Annotated in this window: 20 protein-coding genes; 13 read left to right on the forward strand and 7 right to left on the reverse strand. The window is 43.5% G+C overall.

Features of this window, described 5'->3' with window-relative positions:
- Positions 1 to 72: 72 nt before the first annotated feature.
- Positions 73 to 669, reverse strand: coding sequence for an outer membrane protein (locus MD535_RS02610; RefSeq protein ID WP_265673379.1), 597 nt, complete (start codon positions 667 to 669; stop codon positions 73 to 75).
- A gap of 170 nt (positions 670 to 839) precedes the next feature.
- On the opposite strand from MD535_RS02610, the gene cydH reads away from it, so the two are divergent.
- From cydH to MD535_RS02625, 4 genes are all read left to right on the forward strand, one after another.
- Positions 840 to 932: a cytochrome bd-I oxidase subunit CydH gene (gene cydH, locus MD535_RS26250; protein WP_390902881.1), complete on the forward strand. Its 93-nt coding sequence runs from the start codon at positions 840 to 842 to the stop codon at positions 930 to 932.
- 7 nt (positions 933 to 939) lie between these two features.
- On the forward strand, positions 940 to 2,103 hold the full coding sequence (locus MD535_RS02615) for a patatin-like phospholipase family protein (RefSeq protein WP_265673380.1): 1,164 nt from the start codon (positions 940 to 942) through the stop codon (positions 2,101 to 2,103).
- A gap of 271 nt (positions 2,104 to 2,374) precedes the next feature.
- Complete coding sequence (mlc, locus tag MD535_RS02620; RefSeq protein WP_265673381.1) at positions 2,375 to 3,592, forward strand: sugar metabolism global transcriptional regulator Mlc; 1,218 nt, start codon at positions 2,375 to 2,377, stop codon at positions 3,590 to 3,592.
- A gap of 152 nt (positions 3,593 to 3,744) precedes the next feature.
- Positions 3,745 to 4,683: a chemotaxis protein CheV gene (locus MD535_RS02625; protein WP_265673382.1), complete on the forward strand. Its 939-nt coding sequence runs from the start codon at positions 3,745 to 3,747 to the stop codon at positions 4,681 to 4,683.
- A 454-nt stretch (positions 4,684 to 5,137) separates the two neighbouring features.
- Here MD535_RS02625 and MD535_RS02630 read toward each other — a convergent pair whose 3' ends face one another.
- From MD535_RS02630 to imuA, 3 genes are read right to left on the reverse strand one after another with little or no spacing between them, the layout of a single operon-like run.
- On the reverse strand, positions 5,138 to 8,305 hold the full coding sequence (locus MD535_RS02630; RefSeq protein WP_265673383.1) for an error-prone DNA polymerase: 3,168 nt from the start codon (positions 8,303 to 8,305) through the stop codon (positions 5,138 to 5,140).
- An 8-nt stretch (positions 8,306 to 8,313) separates the two neighbouring features.
- Positions 8,314 to 9,744 carry a Y-family DNA polymerase gene (locus MD535_RS02635; protein ID WP_265673575.1) on the reverse strand — a complete coding sequence of 477 codons (1,431 nt, stop codon included), beginning with the start codon at positions 9,742 to 9,744 and terminating at the stop codon, positions 8,314 to 8,316.
- 11 nt (positions 9,745 to 9,755) lie between these two features.
- Positions 9,756 to 10,442: a translesion DNA synthesis-associated protein ImuA gene (gene imuA, locus MD535_RS02640; protein WP_265673384.1), complete on the reverse strand. Its 687-nt coding sequence runs from the start codon at positions 10,440 to 10,442 to the stop codon at positions 9,756 to 9,758.
- A gap of 219 nt (positions 10,443 to 10,661) precedes the next feature.
- On the opposite strand from imuA, the gene MD535_RS02645 reads away from it, so the two are divergent.
- A complete protein-coding gene (locus tag MD535_RS02645; protein ID WP_265673385.1) occupies positions 10,662 to 11,786 on the forward strand; it encodes a patatin-like phospholipase family protein in 1,125 nt (374 codons plus the stop codon).
- Positions 11,787 to 11,909: 123 nt separating this feature from the next.
- Here MD535_RS02645 and MD535_RS02650 read toward each other — a convergent pair whose 3' ends face one another.
- A complete protein-coding gene (locus MD535_RS02650; RefSeq protein WP_265673386.1) occupies positions 11,910 to 12,650 on the reverse strand; it encodes a YciK family oxidoreductase in 741 nt (246 codons plus the stop codon).
- Positions 12,651 to 12,735: 85 nt separating this feature from the next.
- Here MD535_RS02650 and sohB point away from each other — a divergent pair, with 85 nt between their 5' ends.
- From sohB to pyrF, 7 genes are all read left to right on the forward strand, one after another.
- Positions 12,736 to 13,797 carry a protease SohB gene (gene sohB / locus MD535_RS02655; protein ID WP_265673387.1) on the forward strand — a complete coding sequence of 354 codons (1,062 nt, stop codon included), beginning with the start codon at positions 12,736 to 12,738 and terminating at the stop codon, positions 13,795 to 13,797.
- A gap of 210 nt (positions 13,798 to 14,007) precedes the next feature.
- Positions 14,008 to 14,688, forward strand: a complete 681-nt coding sequence (gene cmk, locus MD535_RS02660; protein WP_265673388.1) for a (d)CMP kinase — start codon at positions 14,008 to 14,010, stop codon at positions 14,686 to 14,688.
- A gap of 120 nt (positions 14,689 to 14,808) precedes the next feature.
- On the forward strand, positions 14,809 to 16,479 hold the full coding sequence (gene rpsA / locus MD535_RS02665; RefSeq protein ID WP_265673389.1) for a 30S ribosomal protein S1: 1,671 nt from the start codon (positions 14,809 to 14,811) through the stop codon (positions 16,477 to 16,479).
- Positions 16,480 to 16,641: 162 nt separating this feature from the next.
- On the forward strand, positions 16,642 to 16,926 hold the full coding sequence (gene ihfB / locus MD535_RS02670) for an integration host factor subunit beta (protein ID WP_250616675.1): 285 nt from the start codon (positions 16,642 to 16,644) through the stop codon (positions 16,924 to 16,926).
- A gap of 222 nt (positions 16,927 to 17,148) precedes the next feature.
- Positions 17,149 to 17,436, forward strand: coding sequence for a LapA family protein (locus MD535_RS02675; protein WP_265673390.1), 288 nt, complete (start codon positions 17,149 to 17,151; stop codon positions 17,434 to 17,436).
- Positions 17,437 to 17,461: 25 nt separating this feature from the next.
- Positions 17,462 to 18,631, forward strand: coding sequence for a lipopolysaccharide assembly protein LapB (gene lapB / locus MD535_RS02680; protein ID WP_265673391.1), 1,170 nt, complete (start codon positions 17,462 to 17,464; stop codon positions 18,629 to 18,631).
- A gap of 78 nt (positions 18,632 to 18,709) precedes the next feature.
- Complete coding sequence (pyrF, locus tag MD535_RS02685) at positions 18,710 to 19,405, forward strand: orotidine-5'-phosphate decarboxylase (protein WP_265673392.1); 696 nt, start codon at positions 18,710 to 18,712, stop codon at positions 19,403 to 19,405.
- 100 nt (positions 19,406 to 19,505) lie between these two features.
- Here the strand turns inward: pyrF and miaE are convergent, their stop codons facing one another.
- A complete protein-coding gene (gene miaE / locus MD535_RS02690; RefSeq protein ID WP_265673393.1) occupies positions 19,506 to 20,276 on the reverse strand; it encodes a tRNA isopentenyl-2-thiomethyl-A-37 hydroxylase MiaE in 771 nt (256 codons plus the stop codon).
- Between the two features lie 90 nt (positions 20,277 to 20,366).
- Positions 20,367 to 21,131 carry a DNA repair protein gene (locus tag MD535_RS02695; RefSeq protein WP_265673394.1) on the reverse strand — a complete coding sequence of 255 codons (765 nt, stop codon included), beginning with the start codon at positions 21,129 to 21,131 and terminating at the stop codon, positions 20,367 to 20,369.
- Between the two features lie 263 nt (positions 21,132 to 21,394).
- Between MD535_RS02695 and cysB the strand changes: the two genes are divergently transcribed.
- Positions 21,395 to 22,369, forward strand: a complete 975-nt coding sequence (gene cysB / locus MD535_RS02700) for an HTH-type transcriptional regulator CysB (RefSeq protein WP_265673395.1) — start codon at positions 21,395 to 21,397, stop codon at positions 22,367 to 22,369.
- Positions 22,370 to 22,384: the final 15 nt, after the last annotated feature.

Raw genomic sequence — 22,384 nt, forward strand, 5'->3', positions numbered from 1 at the left:
AGAAGTAGTCTCTATAATATGTGCTACAAACCAATATAAATATCGATATTTAACTTGTCACGTATTCAGGCATTAAAATTTAATGCTCATGCCAATGTTTGTCTGGAATTGATTCATCCATTGCGTATTAAAGCCAATAAAACAGCTTTGGTCGTTAGTGGGTAAATTACACACAGAGACAGTTTCATTATTCACGACGGTGCCTTGCCATCTTGCTTGACCGTTGAGGAATAAGTGAGGCATTAGCTGGTATTCAATCCCACCGAAAATGCTTGCGGCAAAGCCTGTTTGAGACTTAGTCCAGTCTGCTGAAATGTGTGAAGCGCCTAACCCCGCCCCAATATAGGCAAGCGTTTTATTCGCCACTTGGTATTCAGCGCTGCTTTGGAGTTGTAAATACTGTATTTTCGAGTCCAGATCTAACGTGTCAAGTGAAGAGTTTTGTTGCGAATAGAAAGCGCCAATTCGTCCATTCAAAAGAGGGAATTCAACAGCTAAAGCGAGACTACTTGAAGGTGAAATATCGTAGGTTTTATTGTCCCCGTCAGTGGCCGTGCCGCCAATACTGTAGCCGATGAAGGGGGTAACAATGACATTAGCAAAAGAGAATGAAGGGATGGCAATTAAAACAAAAAATATCGTGACTATTCGATTGGTAACTGTAGACATCAAGTACTCCTTTACTGCCCTGAACAGGGGTTGCGTTAGTAGCATTATTGAGCAGTTTGTACTAACTTTTAAACATAGTGTGACAGTAACATCATAATTTTGAAGTCGTTATTTCTGTATTGGTATCTTGTGTCACAATAGTAAATGCATTGTTACATTTTGGAGGTGGTATGGACTTTAATTTAAAAATGGCGCTCAGTATTACTACAATAGCATTTTCTATCATTCTTGCTTTCGGCTTCACTGCAATTTTGGCCGCTTAGCGACATTATGGCAAATACAGGTGTGGTAACGGATTCCCATGCTGACGTTGATCCTAAACGCTTTAGACAGTACGTAGGAGGTAAGACTGCGCTAATTGCACAAGGAGGAGGGCAGCGTAGTATTTTTACCTCTGGTGTTCTTGATTCTTTCTTACTTTCTAACTTTGATCCTTTTGATGAGTTTTATGGTACCTCTGCAGGGGCGCTTAACCTGTGTGCGTATTTGGCTCGGCAGCCGGGTTTAGGGCGAGCGTTTCTGCTTGAGTTAACCACGGATCCGCAATTTTTTAATGTCTTCAGCTTTATCCGTAAAAAGCAGTCACTTAACCTTAAGTGGGCGTTGGATAAATTATATGATTACCCTTATAAGCTTGATATTGATATGGGACGGCGCTCCATGGGGCATCGTCGAGCTTTTGCTGCCGTGACTGACACGTTAACCCTAAAAGATCATTATTTGCCCATGCTACAAGAGGATTGGTATTGGGTCATGATGGCGACAAGTGCTATACCAAATTTGTTTGATGGTTCGGTGTCGGTAAATGGACGTGAGTATATTGATGGAGGGGTCTCTGCATCGATTCCGGTTCAGGAGGCGTGGCGTCAAGAAAACCGTATGATGGTGGTGATTCGCACTGAGGAGCAACTCACAGAAGAAGAGCCCATCATACCAGACCAACCGCAAGTGACGGAGCCGCCAACTTGGCTGCGTGAGTCACTAAATAATGTTCAATTACAATGGCAAGACAAGCTAGAGCAATGGTCTAAGGACTGGAATGGATTCTTTGATCTTCAGCTAAGTAAAGCCGAGGCCCAGAAACACTCCCAGCACCTTAATATGATTAATGGTGGTCGCTGGTTATTTGGCGGTGCTGATATCTATCGCCTTAGTCATTTGTTTGGTGAGAAATTTGATGCTGGACTGGCGGATATGCTCATGGTGCATTATCAGACTTATTCGTTGACGAGCACCTTTTTATCACTGCCTCCGGATGACTGTTTTATTATGCAAATAGCGCCAAGCAGAGCGTTGAAAACATCATCATTGATGAGTAAAAAAGAGGACATCTTGCATGATTACCAATTAGGTCTAGAAGCTGGATTCCAGTTTATAGAGCACTATCAAAGCCTAGTCAAGAAGCCGCAAAACTCGAACCGATTCTTTATCTAAAGAAGTCAAAAAATATCTTATCGAAGAGCGCTGAAGACCACTTATTTCTCATGGATTAATAAGTGCGTTTTTAGTTACGTTTTTGGCGTGTTTTTCTTGTGTTGGTGTAATGTTCTTTCATCTTTTTAGGCTAGGTTTTGATGAGTAACATGACCTGCACCCCAAACTTTGCCCTATATGCGTGATGTTTGTCACGGCGATTCACCAAACCGCTTCACAATTACTTCGCAAAGTAAAAAAATTGCTAGGTTGTTGTTTTTTGGAGTGCAAGATGTACATGGCTCAACCTGGGCATATCGACCATATCAAGCAGGTCAATGCTGGTCGTGTGTATAAATTAATAGACCAATTTGGGCCTATATCGCGCATCGATTTGTCGAAATTAAGTGGCTTAGCGCCAGCGAGTATTACGAAGATCACGCGAGAACTTATCGCTGCACACCTTATTCATGAAACGGCGGTTCAGGAAGCGATCAGCCGTGGTCGTCCTGCTGTTGGTTTACAAACGAATAATCAAGGATGGCAATTCTTATCGATGCGTCTGGGGCGAGGATATTTAACCATCGCGCTTCATGAGCTTGGTGGGGATGTCCTCATTGATACAAAAATTGAGATTCATGAAGTTGATCAAGATGACGTAATCGCGCGTCTCCTATATGAAATCGAAGAATTTTTTGAGACCTACACCAACGAGTTAGACCGTGTTACCAGTATCGCGCTAACACTGCCTGGTTTAGTCAATACTGATCAGGGTATTGTACTGCAGATGCCGCATTACAATGTGGCAAACTTCCCGATTGGTGCGGAAATATTTAATGCCACTGGCCTCCCGGTATTTGTTGCGAATGACACTCGTGCATGGGCGTTGGCCGAGAATTTATTTGGTCATTCTCAAGATTGTGATAATTCGGTTCTGATTTCCATTCATCATGGCCTAGGCGCGGGTATTATTCTCGATGGGCGCGTGCTACAAGGTCGCCATGGCAACATTGGTGAACTTGGGCATATTCAGATCGATCGTAACGGATTGGATTGCCACTGCGGCAACAAAGGCTGTTTGGAAACCGTGGCGAGCTCACAGGCTATTCGAAGAGAAGTATCCCAGCGCATAGCAAATGGTGAAGCGTCAGTATTGTCTGAGCAAGAAGAAATTAGTGTTGAGGCGATTTGTGAGGCCGCCGCTAGTGGCGACCCACTTGCTGTGAATGTTATTGAAAAACTGGGGGACAACCTTGGTTCTGCTATCGCGATAGTCATTAACCTCTTTAACCCTGAAAAAGTGTTAATTGGCGGGGTTATTAATCAGGCAAAAGATATTTTATACCCAGCCATTCAACGTTGTATCGAGCAGCAAAGCCTACCTGTTTATACTCAAGATCTTAAATTAGTAGAGTCTCGGTTTTATAAGCAAGCAACGATGCCCGGTGCGGCATTGGTGAAGCAAGCGTTGTATGATGGAGTATTACTCATGAAAGTCATCGAAGGCTAGTCATCGACGTTTCTACCGTGTGTATCGTATTTCACTGTGCGTAGGGTGTTTGTTGAGCGTCATAGTTTTGATGTTTTGTCGCAAAACTTCTTGTCCAAGACGTTGATAACATGAGATAAGAGCTCTAGTAACTGTTTTTCCAAGGAAATCTCATGTCGAGCGTATTAAGTTCAGTTGATCAAAGAACGCAGCTGGTGGGTGAAAACCGCCTAGAGCTGCTGATGTTTAACTTAAATAGCCGTCAGACGTTTGCTATTAACGTATTTAAAGTTAAGGAAGTGCTAAAGCTTCCCCCTCTTACTCAACTTCCTGGCTCGCATCCTAGTATTTGCGGCATCGCATCACTTAGAGGCGTATCTGTTCCTGTTATTGATTTAAGACGAGCGGTAGGGTTTCCTAGACCCGCAGAGGGTGGAGATCACAACCTGATTATCACCGAATACAATCGTACGGTGCAGGGCTTTTTAGTGGGCGAAGTGAAGAACATCGTTAATACCACATGGACAGAGATTCAGCCGCCTCCAAGAACGGTCGGTCGGGCGAATTATCTCACTGCTATCACTAAGGTAGAGGAAGGAGAACATGTCCATTTAGTTGAAATTATTGATGTTGAGAAAGTCCTCGCCGAGATCATTGATTATGACGTTTCTATTTCAGAAGAGACGCTAGATACGGCGTTACTTCCTCATTTAGCCGGTAAAAAAATCTTAATCGTAGACGACTCTTCTACCGCCAGAAACCAAGTTAAAGGTACGTTGGAGCAATTGGGCGTCGAAATTATCGAATGTTTCGATGGTGCCATGGCATTAAGGCTATTGAAGCAATGGTGTGATGAAGGCATTGATGTTTGTTCTGAGCTATTGATGATGATTACTGATGCAGAGATGCCTGAGATGGATGGGTATAAATTGACGCATGAAGTTCGAAATGATCCTCGCATGAGTCAACTCTATATCACATTGAATACCTCGTTAAGTGGCAGCTTTAATGATGCCATGGTTGAAAAAGTGGGTTGTGACCGCTTTATTTCTAAGTTCCAGCCCGATTTACTGGTCGATGTTGTTCAACAAAGAATGAGCCAAATCTTATAGAGTAGAGTTGATACTCTGCTTGTGTGATTACAATCTGCGCGTTTAGCATGCTATAATTGACGTGTATCTATTTGCGCGTAGGGATAGATACGGTGAACTATAATTCTACTGACGAAAGGTTGTTCCATCAGAATGATTTGGCTAACTTCAAAAGTCGTAATGACTCTAAGTTTACTAATATTCAGGGAATGGAAAAAAAGACGTACGGAAGCACCAGTTGAAATAGATCGGTAATATCATGGAGCGATTAGCACCATGACGACCGAGAATCTGAACTTAAAAGGGAGTATTTACTCCCTTTTTTCTCATCTGTTATTGAGTAAATAAAGCTGTAACGTAGAATGGCACTATGGAATTATTCACGATTGAATGAGTGTAGCCACAATGCCAAGCCTTAGCGTTCGGTTTATAGATTGATAATGTGCTTTATAGCTTTATAGCTTTATCTCGCAGTTTAATGGAACTCTCGTGATTGGATCTTTAACGCGGCTAATTTATCGGTGATATCTGTTAATTTGCCAGCGATAATATGTGTGACTTCTCCTTCTCTTTCTAAAATACCGCTAACTTTCAGAATTTTGGCGGTTAAATACGCCTTTTTCTGTGCTTTTGCTGTTGCACTCCACACCACGACATTAATATTACCGGTGTCATCTTCTAAGGTAATAAAGGTGACACCTGCAGCGGTTCCTGGCGATTGTTTCCCTGTGACTAACCCAATAACATGCACAACGGATTGGTGGGGATGATGTTGAAGAGACTGCATTCGAGTAAACCTACCTAATACACCCGCTTGATCAAGTAATTGAATAGGATGCTGGTGAAGTGACATGTTCATCGAAGAGAAGTCTTCAAGTACGTTGTCTATTTCACTTGGTTGATGGGGAAGGGGCTGTGCTTCATAGGGCAACTCATGAAAGAGTGGTAAGTCTTGTAGGGTGTCCATCATGGCCCAGCGAGTCGCATAGCGATCACCTGAAATAACCTGTAGCGCATTGGCTGATGCGAGCAGTTCCAACTCTTTTCTGTTCAACCCCAATTGTTTGATTTGTGTTGGCGTAGTAAACCCTGCATCAGGACGATGTTGGAGGATACGTTGCACACTTTCATACCGTAATCCCTTGATTTGCTTAAAACCAAGACGGATGGCAAAGGAGTGAGCATAGCTCGGTTTTTCAGGTGCCCTCGAGGGGCGATGTGAATTTGCTGCTATTGAGTTTAACTCTAAGCTTGGGCGGTGCGTGTTAGGTTTGTTGTTCGTTGGCACTAAATCATGGTGATAATGGGAGTGGTTAATGCACACTGGTAGTATGGTGACACCATGTCGCTTCGCGTCTTGTATCAGCTGTGAGGCACTATAGAATCCCATGGGTAAACTATTGAGTAAAGCAGTATAAAAAGCGTGTGGGTAATAATATTTTAGCCAAGCGGAGCTGTATGCCAAGACCGCAAATGAAGCGGAATGGCTTTCTGGAAACCCATATTCACCAAAGCCGCAAATTTGTTCAAATAAACGTTCTGCAAAGGCAAGTTCGTAGCCCCTTTGTTGCATTCCCTCAATGAGCTTAGTGCGAAATTTAAAGATATTGCCGTTTTTTTTCCATGCCGCCATTGCTCGACGCAGCTTGTCTGCTTCACCACCGCTGAACCCTGCTGCGACCATGGCTAATTTGATTACCTGCTCTTGAAAAATAGGCACCCCTAGCGTTCGCGATAGTACCGCTTCCACTTCTTTTGAGGGGTAAGAGATAGCTTCATCACCGTTTCGTCGTTTAAGAAAAGGATGCACCATATCTCCTTGGATAGGGCCAGGTCTGACAATGGCAATCTGTATCACGAGATCGTAATAACTGGCTGGCTTTAGTCGAGGTAGCATGCTCATTTGTGCACGAGATTCAATTTGGAATACGCCAACCGTATCGGCCGCTTGAATCATTTTATAGACGTTAGCATCGTCTTTTTGACGGCTAATATCTGCGATCGTTAAATCTACATCGTAGTGGTGTTTCACCAACTGAAAGCATTTACGAATGGCGGTTAGCATGCCTAACGCTAAGACATCAACTTTGAGTAACCCTAGACTTTCTAAATCATCTTTATCCCATTGAATTACGGTTCGTTCGTCCATGGCTGCGTTCTCGACGGGTACCAGCTCATACAACGGGCCTGATGAGATAACAAAGCCACCAACATGTTGCGATAAATGCCTTGGGAATCCCATGATTTCATTGACCAACTCAATAAACTGTTGGCCTTTTAAAGAATCTGGTTGTAAACCAAGCTCAACGATTTGTGCTTGCCACCCTTGGCTGCGATCACGGCGATTAATATTTTTAATAAAAAAGTCGAGCTGAGTTTCACTGATACCCAGAACTTTGCCAACATCTCGTATCGCGCTTTTAAAGCGATAAGAGATGACCGTAGCGGCAAGTGCCGCTCTTTCTCTACCATATTTTCGATAGATGTGTTGAATGACCTCTTCGCGTCTCTCGTGTTCAAAGTCGACATCGATATCGGGTGGCTCTTTACGTTCTTTGCTAATAAAACGTTCAAATAACACCGAAATATGCCTAGGATCGACGGAAGTAATCTCCAAGCAATAGCACACGACAGAGTTAGCCGCGGATCCTCTGCCTTGATAGAGGATCCCTTGCTGCTTAGCGAACATGACGACATCATGAATCGTTAGGAAGAAAAACGGATAATTAAGTTGTTGAATTAAATTGAGCTCCTTTTCTATGGTCTGTTCGATCTCATATGAGATGCCTTCGGGAAAGCGTATTGTTTTACCGTGCTCGACCAGTTTTCGTAGGTAACTCATTGGGGTCTCCCCTCTAGGGAGTAGCTCACTTGGGTATTCATAGCGAAGGGTATTGAGTTGAAAATCGCAATATTTTGCAATGCGAACACTTTCCATAATCCACTCTGGCTCATAGAGCTTTTCAAGTTTACTTTTGGGTCTTAGGCTGCGCTCAGTATTGACTAATAGCTGACCGCAAACTTTGTCTATAGGAGTATTAAGACGGATAGCGGTAAGGGTATGTTGTAGAGGTAAGCGAGTCGCCGTATGCATGAGCACGCCGCCACAAGCCGTGATTGGTATGCTCAGTTGTTGGGAAAGCCGTTTACAGTGCTGTAGGTATTGGTGTTCATTAGAGGTTAAATGACGTTGCAGACCAATCCAAACTCTATTGCCATGATGTTTGTATAGCCACAGCCCCCACTTACTATCATCATTGCGTCCTGTAGGTAGCCAGATAATAAAGCAATGACGCAATGACATGATGTCCCACTCTGATAATCGATATTGCCCTTTTTCACAGCGGCGTCGTGCATTAGTGATGGTGCGGCAAAGCTCTGCATAGGCTTCTCTGTTGGGGCACAGTAGGACAAATTGACAATCTGAATTGAGCCAAAACATACTACCGATGATCTGTTTGATGCGAAGGTTGTGCTGTTTGATTGCGGTGTGCGCCCTTACCACACCTGCCAGTGAGCATTCGTCAGTGATAGCTAAGGCCGAATATTGAAGAAATTCTGCTTGAAGCATGATTTCTTCAGCATGAGAGGCACCTACGAGGAAAGAGAAGTTACTTTGACAAAACAACTCTGCGTATTTCATGGCACCTCCTAACTAAATTGGCCATGCACGAACCAATGATGATCTTCGGTTCTAAATATCCACAGCCATTGACCCGACGTATTTCGAGCAACAAAGTAATCTCGTTTTACGGGGTGACCATCCCACCAACCGCTAACAATACGCTCGGGCCCGAGCGTCACCTTCACTTGAGCTGTGAGAGGAATAGGGTGCGGGTATAAAAGACTGGGCCTAAATAGAGTCGACTTTAATGCTCGTGGGCAAACCGGTGTGCATTGTTGGGCATCGATCGTAAAGGGGACGACTTGAGTCGCCATTTCAGGCCTTGGGTCATCGGTAAACAAAAGAGTGGTTACCGCTTGTGGACCAAGCTTAGCTTGCAGCGTAGAAGCAAGTTCTAATGCGGTTTGGTTCCCCTTTATACCGTCAAATAAGTCATGGTCATTACTGCTATTTTCGCCCAATCTGGTCACAGAGAGCGTTAGTCCAGTGACGGCGCTGTCGATACGAATACTTTCTAATGTAAGCGTAGATAGGACTTGCCACTTTGTTGCGAGATAGTCGCCTTGCGCGGAATGAAATGGGATGGTTTTATCTTGATGATCACGTTGATGGAGCACAAGGTTAAGCTCATAAGCAACACTGTCTCGCAGCTTTAAAAATAGCTCAAGTCTTTGGAACAAAATGTTAAGCGGCTTTTCTAACCATGCGATGTTTTCAATATCAAATAACAGCTCAAGAAAATAGCAAAAGAGATCTGGTGGATGATAAAAATCAATGGGGTGCTTAAATTGCCCAGTCAGCTTACCAATGTAATTGACGAGATCAATATTAAATCGCTTGGCCACTTCCGGTAACGGGAGGGCTAACAGATCGCCAATATTGTGAATACCAACTCGTTGTAATTGGTTAACTTGTGAGGCAGGCAGTTCACTTAATGAAATAGCATAGTGGCGTATGGCGTTCTTCAATTGTTGCGTATCCGTCACCACCCAGTTTTTGTTTTGTTTCGCCATGAGGATCGCCGCATACGGAGAAAGCCCAGTAGAGTAGGATGCATGAACCTGTAAATGCGCTAAGTGCTGTGACAAAGTACGCCAGTAGTTCTCCATGTTGCTGTATAGCGACAACATGTTGGTGACCTTGATTAAAACACCATTAGGGGGAGAGAGACTAATATCAGAGGTAATCAAATAGAGCCATTGAGCAATTTCAATTAAACGCTGCTCTTCAATTTTAGGATCGTAAGGGTGCACTTGTAAGTCTTGGCAAAGTGCCGCAGCGCTACCAAGCCCCATTCCTAACAGTAAGCCTTGCTTTGCGGCCTTTTGATTGAGTTGCACAATAGTATGCTTACGCCCATCCACAATCGCTAACGCAAGGTCGTTATCGTTATCGTTATCTTGGTGGAATAACGTGTCCATTTGTAGGGAGGGAAAGTGTAGATATAACCAAAGCAACATGCCGATGATTACCCTTGTTGTTGCATAGGAAATGAAATCACGGTTGAAGCATTAGGTTCAACTGCGACAGTGAGCTCTGGCCAGTGCATCGTCATATTGACGATAAAAGGGTGGCGAGAAAATCCGCCTTTTTGTTTGGTAATGCTAACTTCAAGTCCGGAGTCGTGAGGGACAAGTGTTAAGCCTAATGAAACGGGCAGAGAAAAAATATGGGGTTGAACTTGACGGAATAAAAACTGTAAGCATTGTCCTGTTTCACTGGCGACTTGAAGGCGTTTAGCTTGATGAATTTCAATGTCGTTTTGCCATAAGCAAACACAGCCACTGGCTCCACTCTTTAAACTTTGCTCTGCAGCCCACAGCGCATGTTTTGCTGAGGTTGGATAGAGTATGAGTACTTGTGAAGGTTGAATTCCTTGGGCTAAGAGGTAGTCAGCACACAAGTAACCCGGTGGATTGATTAAGATTAAAAGTCGTTTTTGCGCACATGTAGTAATATGAGGAAGCAACAGTCGTAACTCTCCAATACCACCGATGGATTGAATATCAACGACACCATGGCTAGGGAAACCGCCATTTAAGCGCTGATCAAGTTCATCAAAACCTGTTGTTCGATGATCGGCACTGCTGAGGAAGGCGTGGCTTCCTTTCCAAATTAATTGCTTATCTTGGAGTTCTTTGATTAAAGTATGCATAATAATTTACCTGTATATATATACAGTATAGTGTGTGAGGGATGACGCTGCAAACAGTAATCAAAGGCAAAGGATGAAATTGTGGCGGATGGGGCGCAAAGCCGGATCGTGTAATAAGTGCTTACGACGTTGCGATGAATTACATTGACAAGGGCATTTGAATTAGAGTAATTGTTTTAAAAAACCAAAAAATGGTAAAGCGGTCATTAGGAGAGTGATGTGTTCACTGACGATCAACGGTATTCTTTGATAGTGCAAGGCGGCGGACAAAAAGGGGCCTTCGCCTCAGGCGTATTAGATAAATTTATTAATGCAAAGTTTGACCCATTCTCTTTGTATATTGGCACCTCTGCTGGCGCATTGAATGTTTCTTCTTTTGTTACAAAGCAAGAAGGGCTTGGGCTAGACTTTATCTTGAATTACACCACTCGTGGACGATTTTTCGATGTCAATAAGTTGCTACAAAAGCAGCAGCCAATGGACTTAGACTGGGCTTTTGAGTTCGTCAATACAGGGGAGTTCCCTTTAAATATCCCGAAAGGTAAAATTCAACTTGGTGAAGATAAAGTGGCATTAGCTTGCATTACCGACGTGGAAGACTTGAAAGATTACTATTACCCTATTTTTGCGGATAATTGGTTTGATGTCCTTCGGGCAACCTGTGCGATTCCGATGCTCTACTATCATGATATTGAATTTGATGGCAAGAAGTGGGTCGATGGTGGGGTTTCGGCAACCATTCCTGTTGAAGAGTCTTATCGTCGCGGAATTAACAACATGGTGGTGATCAGTACCATTCCGGAAAGCAGCGATAAAGTGGTGCATTCACCGGCGATGGAATCTTTAGAACGTTGGAAAAAAGAGCTAGAAGCAGGGTTAGCAGCGCACTTAAATCATCTTAAAATATCGGGCACAAAAGAAAAATTAAGTGAGTTCCATCGACATTTTTCTGAGAAATTACACACCATTAAAATGGACTATAAGCAATTCACCGCCAATCAAGCCGAGTTGTATAAGATAGCACCGAGTGAAAAGCGCAAATTATCGACGTGGATCCATGATAATGAAAAGCTATCACGATTAATTGATATTCAAAATAAGCGTATCCCGTTTAGTCGCAGTGGAACTAGTCACCTTGATATGCTGGTGGCCCATTACACCAATCATACTCAAATTGAGCAGTTTTTGGATTCGCCTCCAGAGGACGTCAATTTATGGCATGTTCAGCCTAAGCATGAGCTTGCGTCTAAAGGGCTAATGAGTCACAAAGATCAAATACTTGAAGACTATCAACATGGGGTGGCTGTTGCTGGGGAGTTTTTAAATAAGCATCATGTTGAATAATGCGCGACGGTGATGGATAAAAGGTAGTGGTAATAGATCAGTGGCTGGTTTTGTCATTTATTTGCCGAACTTTAATACTAATCCAAAGCTAATCACCAGTGATTAGCTTTGGATAACTGCGAATTACTTAGGCTGAGCGTCGATACATTGCCCATTGATACCAGTCACGGTTGGATCCATGAGTTGCAAGTAAAGAGGCATTAAGTCTTTTGGTGATTTTAGAGCATTGGCATCTTCGCCAGGGTAGGCTTTAGCACGCATGCGAGTACGTGTTGCGCCAGGGTTAATGGCATTAACTCGAATCGACGTATCACTTAGTTCGTCAGCCAATATTTGCATCATACCTTCTGTTGCAAATTTTGAAATGGCGTAAGTGCCCCAAAAAGTACGCCCAATATGCCCAACAGTCGAAGAAGTGAAAATAATGCGTCCAGCCGCTGATTTCTTCAGAATGGGTAGTAAAGCTTGTGTCATTAGGAATTCAGCTTTGACGTTGATCTGCATGACATCATCAAATGTTTCTTCATCAATTTGTTCAAACGGGCTTAGGGTTCCTAAGACTCCTGCATTATGAACAAGACCATCGAGTCGTCCAAATTGACCTTCAATCGTCTCCGCCATATCGATGTAATTCTGCTTAGTCGCACCTTTAAGGTCGAGCGGAACGATGGCAGCTTGAGGATAGCCCGCTTTTTCAATTTCATCGTAAATTAGCTCTAAGTTAGCAACATTACGACCGAGTAAAATGACCGTTGCGCCATGCTCGGCATAACTGAGTGCGGTTTGACGGCCGATACCAGCACCAGCACCAGTGATGAGAATGATTTTATCTGCTAGCGCCTTAGGAGCGGTTGAATATTCCACAGAACACTTCCTTAGTTTGAATAATTCTTGGTAATCGTGACAAGTTGGTTACAATACACTAATTCGTAGGATTGGGGATAAGACATTGGAATTTTTATTAGATTACGGGCTTTTTCTAGCCAAAATCGTGACAGTATTAGCGGCAATTGTAGCGCTGATTGTAGTGGCGAAATCCGTAGGTGGTCGAACGGGAAGCGCAAAGGGCGAACTCGAAATTACCAACCTTACTGAACAAAGAAAGCAAACGGTGGAGCAGTTAGAGCATCATCTACATGATGACGCTTTTATTAAGGCTCGTGATAAGGCTGAGAAAAAAGCGGAAAAAGAGAAAGCAAAATTACGTGAAAAAGAGATCAAAAAAGCCTCAAAAGGTGGCGATCTTGATAGTAAGCGTGAGCCTCATTTGTTTGTGTTGGATTTTGTGGGCAGCATTGATGCTAAAGAAGTGGCATCGTTAAGAGAAGAAGTGAGTGCCATTTTGGCCGTGGCTCGTGTTGGTGATGAAGTGTTGGTTCGCTTAGAATCTGGCGGCGGTATGGTGCATGCTTATGGGCTTGCGTCGTCACAATTAGACCGAATTAAAGGCGCTAATCTGCCATTAACGATAGCCGTTGATAAAGTGGCGGCAAGTGGGGGCTATATGATGGCCTGTATTGCCGATAAAATTGTGTCGGCACCGTTTGCAGTTGTAGGGTCGATTGGTGTGATAGCTCAGTTACCTAATTTTAATAAGTTACTGAAAAAGAATGACATCGAATTTGAACAACTGACGGCGGGTGAATACAAACGTACGTTGACGATGTTTGGTGAAAATACAGACAAAGCTCGCGATAAGTTTAAAGAAGAGCTTGAAGAGACACATGGCTTATTCAAAGATTTTATTCGAGATCACCGTCCTGCACTTGAGCTAGAAAAAGTCGCGACGGGTGAGCACTGGTTCGGTACTCAAGCGAAAGCGCTTGGCTTAGTGGACGACATTCAAACATCAGATGATGTGGTTACCGCTGCGTGTAAAGAGAAAACAGTATTGTCTATTCGCTACGTGCAGAAGAAAAAGTTGAGCGATAAGTTTGCCGGTGCCGCCGGTCAAGCTGCTGATAATGTACTGATGAAATGGATTAGCCGTGGTCAAAGACCTATCGTGTAGGCGGTGAGTGTACTCTAAGATGACGTAGAACAACCCCGAGTGTACTCGGGGTTTTTTAACGCTTTTGATTTGGCATGAAAGGTAGCTCGCCCTCGAATCGGTGTTCGCTAAAGAAAATGGCATCTTGGTGCTATTGGGTATATAATTTTGCGCCGTAAAAATGAAGAATAATAAAGACACTTAGCCAAACAATACAACGTGGAGTAAAACATGTCCTCAATGACACCCGTGATTACTGTAGATGGACCAAGTGGTGCTGGTAAAGGCACACTGTGTATGTTGTTGGCTGAAAAGCTAGGCTACCATTTGCTTGATTCTGGTGCGATTTACCGCGTGCTGGCATTAGCAGCGATTCACCATGGTATTGATTTAGAATCAGAAGATGCGCTAGTGCCTATCGCTATGCACCTTGACGTGCAGTTTATTGCCGAAGGCGACTTAGTGAAAGTCATCTTAGAAGGCGAAGACGTATCTGGTGAACTTCGTAAAGAAGAAACAGGCAATGCTGCGTCAAAAATAGCGGCTCTACCTCGTGTTAGAGAGGCGTTATTACGTCGCCAACGAGCATTTAATATCGAGCCAGGGCTCGTTGCAGATGGTCGTGATATGGGCACCGTTGTTTTCCCACAAGCGCCAGTGAAAATTTTCTTAGATGCAAGTGCAGAAGAAAGGGCGCATCGCCGCTTTAAGCAGTTGCAACTAAAGGGTTTAGATGTTAGATTTGACGACCTTTTGAGCGAGATCGAGGAGCGAGACTTCCGAGACCGTAACCGAGCGGTTGCACCTCTACGTCCTGCTGATGACGCTCTAGTGCTCGATTCTACCTCGTTAAATATTACGCAGGTTGTCGAAAAAGCGCTAAAATATATCGAATCTAATCTCACTAAGTAGCTGTACTTCGGTACCAAACTTGGTGAGTTTCGAACGTTGGTCGCAAGGATGATGACTGGCGAAATTATCAACCCCATGCGGTAGGATACCCGTGGACGTTTACTAATTGAAGATTAAATAATGACTGAATCTTTTGCTCAACTCTTTGAAGAGTTTCTGAATGAAACTGAATTCCAACAAGGTAGTATCGTTAAAGGTACTGTAGTAGCTATCGAGAACGGTTTCGTTCTTGTTGATGCTGGCCTTAAGTCTGAGTCTGCTATCCCTGCTGAACAATTCAAGAACGCTGCTGGCGAACTTGAAGTTGAAGTTGGTGCTGAAGTAGATGTTGCTCTAGACGCTGTTGAAGATGGTTTCGGTGAAACTCAACTTTCTCGTGAGAAAGCGAAGCGTCATGAAGCTTGGATCGTTCTTGAGAAAGCTTACGAAGAAGCTGAAACTGTTGTTGGTATCATCAACGGTAAAGTTAAAGGCGGTTTCACTGTTGAACTTAACGGTATCCGTGCTTTCCTTCCTGGTTCTCTTGTTGACGTACGTCCAATCCGTGACACAGCTCACCTTGAAAACAAAGAGCTAGAGTTCAAAGTTATCAAGCTAGACCAGAAGCGTAACAACGTTGTTGTTTCTCGTCGTGCTGTTATCGAATCTGAAAACAGCGTTGAGCGTGACGAACTTCTTGAAACTCTACAAGAAGGTACTGAAGTTAAAGGTATCGTTAAGAACCTTACTGACTACGGTGCATTCGTTGACCTTGGCGGTGTTGACGGTCTTCTACACATCACTGATATGGCGTGGAAGCGTGTTAAGCACCCATCTGAGATCGTTAACGTTGGTGACGAAATCCTAGTTAAAGTTCTTAAGTTCGATCGTGACCGCACTCGCGTTTCACTAGGTCTTAAGCAACTAGGCGAAGATCCATGGGTAGCAATCGCTAAGCGTTACCCAGAAGGTCACAAGCTAACTGGTCGTGTTACTAACCTTACTGACTACGGCTGCTTCGTTGAAATCGAAGAAGGCGTTGAAGGTCTTGTACACGTTTCTGAAATGGATTGGACTAACAAGAACATCCACCCTTCTAAAGTTGTTAATGTTGGCGACGAAGTTGAGGTTATGGTTCTTGATATCGACGAAGAACGTCGTCGTATCTCTCTAGGTCTGAAACAGTGTAAAGCTAACCCATGGCAATCATTTGCAGAAATGCAAGCTAAGGGCGACAAAGTTACTGGTAAGATCAAGTCTATCACTGACTTTGGTATCTTCATCGGTCTAGAAGGCGGCATCGACGGTCTAGTACACCTATCTGACATTTCTTGGAACGCAACTGGCGAAGACGCTGTTCGTGAATACAAGAAAGGTGACGAGATCTCAGCTGTAGTTCTAGCTGTAGATGCAGAGCGCGAGCGTATCTCTCTAGGCGTTAAGCAAATGGAAAATGACCCATTCAATGCTTACGTTGCTGATAACAAGAAAGGCACGCTAGTTAACGGTACAGTTACAGCAGTAGACGCGAAAGGCGCTACTATTGAACTAGAAGAAGGCGTAGAAGGTTACATCCGCGCATCTGAAGTTTCACGTGACCGTATCGAAGACGCATCTCTAATCCTAAGCGTTGGTGACAGCGTTGAAGCGAAGTTCACAGGTGTAGACCGTAAGAACCGCGTAATCAACCTATCTATCAAAGCTAAAGATGAAGCTGATGAGCAAGAAGCAATGGCTTCACTGAACAAGCAAGAAGACGGCGGGTTCGGTAGTGCTATGGCAGACGCATTTAAAGCTGCTAAAGGCGAGTAATTTACTCAGCTAAGAAAAAAGGAGCCGCAAGGCTCCTTTTTTTTGTTTTTAACTTTGCGAATTATAGACTATTATCTGTTTATACAGGCAGTTAGTGAACTGTTGTTATACAATGGTAAAGACCGTTTCAACTGAACATGAGAGTAATGAGGGTAACCACCTATGACTAAGTCTGAATTAATTGAAAGACTCTGCGCTGAGCAAACTCACTTATCCGCAAAAGAAATTGAAGATGCGGTAAAAGACATCTTAGAACATATGGCCAATACGCTAGAAAGCGGTGACCGTATTGAAATCCGTGGATTTGGTAGTTTTTCACTTCATTACCGCGAACCACGCGTAGGACGTAACCCTAAAACGGGTGATAAAGTGGAACTAGAGGGTAAGTACGTACCTCACTTCAAGCCAGGGAAAGAGTTGCGTGAACGCGTAAACGAAAGTCTATAAGCACTCTCTTTAAATCAGTTGAACGGCATACAGATAGTGTGCCGTTTTTGTATTTCTGAATTTGACTAGAAGTAATGAGATTTTGTTAAGGTCCAAATATTGGGATCTCTCGACATAAGGCGCGAATTTAGCAATGATTCGTAAGATTATGATGAGTAAGCATGGTGTGTGATTACTATTTGCTGCATAATCTTAGCTATCCAATGACTGTGGTGAAAACACATGAAGATTATAAAAATAATTTTACTAATTGTACTTTTCTTAGTCACTCTAGCACTTGGTTCGCAGAATCAGGCCATCGTGACGTTTAATTACCTTTTAGCCCAAGGTGAGTTTCATTTATCTACGTTACTTGGCGTCGTTTTTGTCACCGGTTTTGTCATTTCGTGGATTATTTTTGGAAGCTTGCATCTTAAGTCTCAATTGACGGTGAGAAAATTGAGAAAGAAATTGGCTAAGCAAGCACCGCCTCCGTCAAAAGACGTGGCAACGACTAGCCCTAACAGCTGATTGAATATTAGGGTCTATTTAGTCCATGCTTGAGCTACTATTTCTGCTTTTACCGATAGCCGCAGCCTATGGTTGGTATATGGGGCAGCGGAGTGTAAAACATGACAGACAAGAGCAATCTCATCAGATATCTCGTCAGTATATGACGGGCCTTAACTTATTGCTCTCAGATCAATCTGATAAAGCGGTCGACCACTTTATCGAACTACTTCAAGTTGATGATGAAACAATAGACACGCATCTAGCGTTGGGTAATTTGTTTCGTTCTAGGGGCGAAGTGGACCGTGCTATCCGAATTCACCAAAATCTTATCTCTCGCTCAGGCCTCACCATCGAGCAAAAAAATATCGCCCTACAGCAACTTGCTAAAGACTACATGGTGTCTGGTTTTCTCGACCGCGCTGAAAAAATATTTGTTCAGCTTGTTGATGAGCCAGAGCACAGGGAAGCCGCATTAACTCAACTGGTTTCTATCTATGAGCAAACCCAAGAGTGGCATAAGGCAATTGAGTACGCTTCTGCATTGCAAAAGTTAGGCAAAAAGCGAGTTAGAAACAATATCGCTCATTTTTGGTGTGAACTGGCAATGGTTGAGCAGGCCAGTAGCAATACTCCCAAGGCCATTCAGTATTTTCGTAAAGCGCTCACCGTTGATCCTAAGTGCGCACGAGCCAATATTGCACTAGGGCGCCTGTATCTAGACAATGAAGAGTATACAAAGACGATTCCGTATTTAGAATCTGTTCTTGAACAAGATAAAGACTTTGTTAGTGAGGTGCTGCCGACATTAGCGGAGTGCTATCATCACTTAGGTCAAGAACAAGAGCTTGTTGAATTTTTGCGTTCTAGCATTCAAAAGGGGGCAGGAGTGTCCGCTGAGTTGATGCTAGCGCAGCTTGTCGCCCATCATGAAGGAACGGCTTCCGCTCAGGCACTATTGACTCGCCAGTTAGTGAAAAGCCCCACAATGAAAGGCTTTTATCGCTTGATGGATTATCACTTGGCGAATGCTGAAGAAGGACGAGCAAAAGAGAGCTTAACAACGCTGCAATCCTTGGTGGGTGAGCAATTAAAATTGAAGCCGCATTATCGTTGTAGAAAATGTGGTTTTTCGACGCATTCATTGTATTGGCATTGCCCATCTTGTAAAGGATGGGGTACGATCAAGCCGATTAGAGGGTTGGATGGTGAATAATCCAACGTTAAGGTTTTTATGGCAGCACTTATGTGCTGCTTTTTTTGAGTTAGCACTCAGTATTAGTAAGGAGCAAAAATGATTGACCAAAAAGTGATAGTGGCATTGGATTATGACAACCAAGCCGACGCATTAGCTTTTGTTGATAGAATTGACCCAACTTCTTGTCGACTAAAAGTAGGCAAAGAAATGTTTACACTATTTGGTCCTAGTTTTGTTCGTGAGCTTCATAAGCGCGGTTTCTCGGTTTTTCTTGATCTTAAATTCCATGATATTCCGAATACCTGCTCAAAAGCAGTAAGAGCGGCTGCGGAGCTGGGCGTGTGGATGGTAAACGTTCATGCTGGTGGTGGTGAGCGTATGATGGCGGCATCTCGAGAGATCTTGGAACCTTATGGTAAAGATCGCCCTCTTCTTATAGGTGTGACGGTATTAACCAGTATGGAGCAGTCAGATCTTGCTGGGATTGGCATTGATGTTGCCCCTCAAGAGCAAGTGTTGCGTTTGGCCAACCTAACAAAGCGTGCGGGACTTGACGGTGTTGTGTGTTCAGCGCAAGAGTCGAGCATGCTAAAAACAGATTTGGGTCAAGAGTTTAAGTTAGTGACGCCTGGTATTCGCCCTGCAGGCGCTGCAGTGGGTGATCAAAAGCGTATTATGACACCAGATATGGCGATCCAAGCTGGCTCTGATTATCTTGTTATTGGGCGCCCAATTACCCAAGCGGCCGATCCTGCGCAGGTACTTGCAGACATTAATGCATCACTTCGTTAACATCAAAAAACGGTAGTCGACATTGAAAACGCCAGACCTTATGGTCTGGCGTTTTAGTTCTTACATTCTAACGTCGTGTGAAGTTGGGGGAAAGTTGATGTTATAACGGCACACCACTGTGAAATTTAAAATCATTATCTGGGGATGCAATCAAATCGGCTTCAATTTTGCCAAAAAACTCGACCCTTTCTGTAATATCGCCGCCAGAAATTTGTTGAGCAAGCATTAAGTAATCTTGGTAATGGCGGGCTTCAGAACGCAGCAAAGAAACATAAAATTTTGAAATGTCATCGTCCATATATGGGGCAAGTTTTGCAAAGCGCTCACAAGAACGTGCTTCGATGTATGCACCAATAATGAGCTTATCAATCAGCGTATTGGGTTCGTGAGTCGTCGCTTTAGACAATAAGCCTTTTGCATATCGACCAGCAGGAATAGGGTGATAGGGAATGTTCCTTCCTTCAAGGATCTCCAATACCTGATAGAAATGATGTAATTCTTCTTTAATCAACAGCATCATTTTGTCGATTAAATCTTGGCTGTACGGTGAGGCTGATTTTGCCATGATGGATTTGGATATATTGCTCTTGCCTCGCAATGAATTTGAGTTACCTTGTTTGCGATAAGCAAACCGTTCGTAAGGCTTGAACCACTCTTGCAAGATTTCGCTGCTCTTAGCATCAACCGCATACTTACGAAGCAGGTACATCGCGGATTGGCCTGCTTTTAGCTCGCACAATAGGTGATCAATTAAAATAACAGGTAGGTTTTCGGGTTTCTTTGCTTCTGTTACCCATGCATCGGGTGTAGCGCAATGTAGAAATTGGTTAATGGGCGCTAAAATTTGTTCCATTTGTGTCTGACTAGTCATGTGATCTTATTTTCTTTGAGCAATTGAAAAAGGTCGCATCTGCGACCCTTTTTTGATGTGTGTAAGTTCAGCAAAAGCGGGCGTTCAATATTACCATTTTTTCTTTTCACCAAATAACTCATCCATGTCGTTATCTCGCTCACGATTGGCTTGCTGTTGTTGTTGCTCATCGGCTTTTGCTTGTCGTGAGCTTTGCAGCTGTTCAAGAATCTCAGTGAGTTTTCCCTTGGCCTGAATGGAGTAGTTGTCGTTTTTGGAGCTCAATGCATCAATCCCCTTCTTGAGAAGTTGCATTGCTGTGCCCGGTTGCCCTTTAGCAATGGACTCATGGGCTCTTTTTACGACGTTCTCTATATTAATTCGTATTTGGATGGTTTCTAAACGACCGTTCTCTACCATGTAGGCTTGAGTTTCAATGCGACCTTTATTGTGTTCGGTACGAATCGTATCACGCAGGCGCTTAACCAGCTTAAGCATGACAATCGCTTGTTTGTCACTGGTTGGCACTTTAAATGAGGTGGCTTCATTGCCTTCATAGTTTTCATTAAGTTGCTGGATTTGTGTTTGAGCCGATTCGACACGTTGTGTGAGGTGCTTATTTTTAGGGTCGAGATCATGCATATTCATCAATGCATCCAAGATTCGATTGTGCAGGCAAATCATGAGTTCTTTACTATAAGGAAGGTAGCTTGCTCCACCAATCAACTCTTCAGTGGCATCAATGAGCGCAACATAGCGTGCGGACTCTTGTCTGCGTGTCGCTTCCGCTTTCAATTTGTATTGCAACATGATGTTGTACCCGAGAACGAGGACAAGCAGGAGTGCGACCAGCGCGATGATCAAACCAATATTCATAACTTTTTGTATCTACAGTGAGTTTCCCTACAACAAGAAGATTCAGAATACACCAAAGCGAAAGTCATCAACACTGCTAAGTCGTCGTTTAGGTCATAAACTGGGAAAATAGCTGATTATTTGTACGCAACGAGAAATATGAGTAATAGATCCGCAAAATACTGTTAATCTTTCTAGGAATTCGTTATAACTATTAATTATATGCTTTGCTGTTAGCATTTATTGGATGGACAGCAGAAACGAACAAGGATGACGAGGGCGCAATGAAGTTACAGCAGTTAAGATACATCGTTGAAGTATTGAATCATAATTTAAATGTTTCCGCGACTGCAGAAAGCTTATATACCTCCCAACCCGGTATTAGTAAGCAAGTTCGTTTGTTAGAAGACGAACTCGGCATTCAAATCTTTGAGCGAAGTGGTAAGCATCTTACTCAAGTTACGCCTGCAGGTGAAGATATTATACGTATTTCACAAGAAATATTGTCGAGAGTGGAAAGCATCAAAGCGGTGGCTGGCGAACATACTCATCCGGAAATGGGCACGTTGAACATTTCAACAACGCATACACAAGCTCGTTATGCGCTGCCGGAGGTCATTAAAGGCTTCACTGCTCGCTACCCTAAAGTCTCCCTTCACATGCACCAAGGCACACCATCACAGATGTCTGAAGCGATAGCAAAAGGTACCGCCAATTTTGCCATTGCCACCGAAGCTCTGCATTTGTATCAAGATGCCGTTATGTTGCCTTGTTATCATTGGAACCGTTCTATTGTCGTTCGCAAGGACCACCCATTAGCCCAAAAAACAAGGGTAACGATCGAAGACCTTGCTGCCTATTCACTGGTAACTTATGTGTTTGGCTTTACTGGACGTTCTGAACTCGATACCGCGTTTAATAAAGTAGGGTTAACGCCTAAAGTAGTCTTTACGGCAACCGATGCAGACGTGATTAAAACTTACGTGAGAATGGGTATTGGTGTGGGTGTTATCGCGAGCATGGCGATGGACAATAGTCAGGATAACGATTTAGTCGCAATAGATGCGAGTCATATATTTGAAGCCAGTACGACAAGCATTGGCTTTCGTCGTGGAACCTTCCTACGTACTTATATGTATGATTTCATGGAGCGTTTCGCCCCTCACTTGACACGACCTGTTGTTGAGCAAGCCATTTCGTTGAAATCAAATGTCGAAATTGAAGCCATGTTTAAGGATATCGACTTACCGGTGAGGTAACCTCTTTCATTGTTT

The organism is Vibrio qingdaonensis, from assembly GCF_026191675.1.
Taxonomy (GTDB): Bacteria; Pseudomonadota; Gammaproteobacteria; order Enterobacterales; family Vibrionaceae; genus Vibrio; species Vibrio qingdaonensis.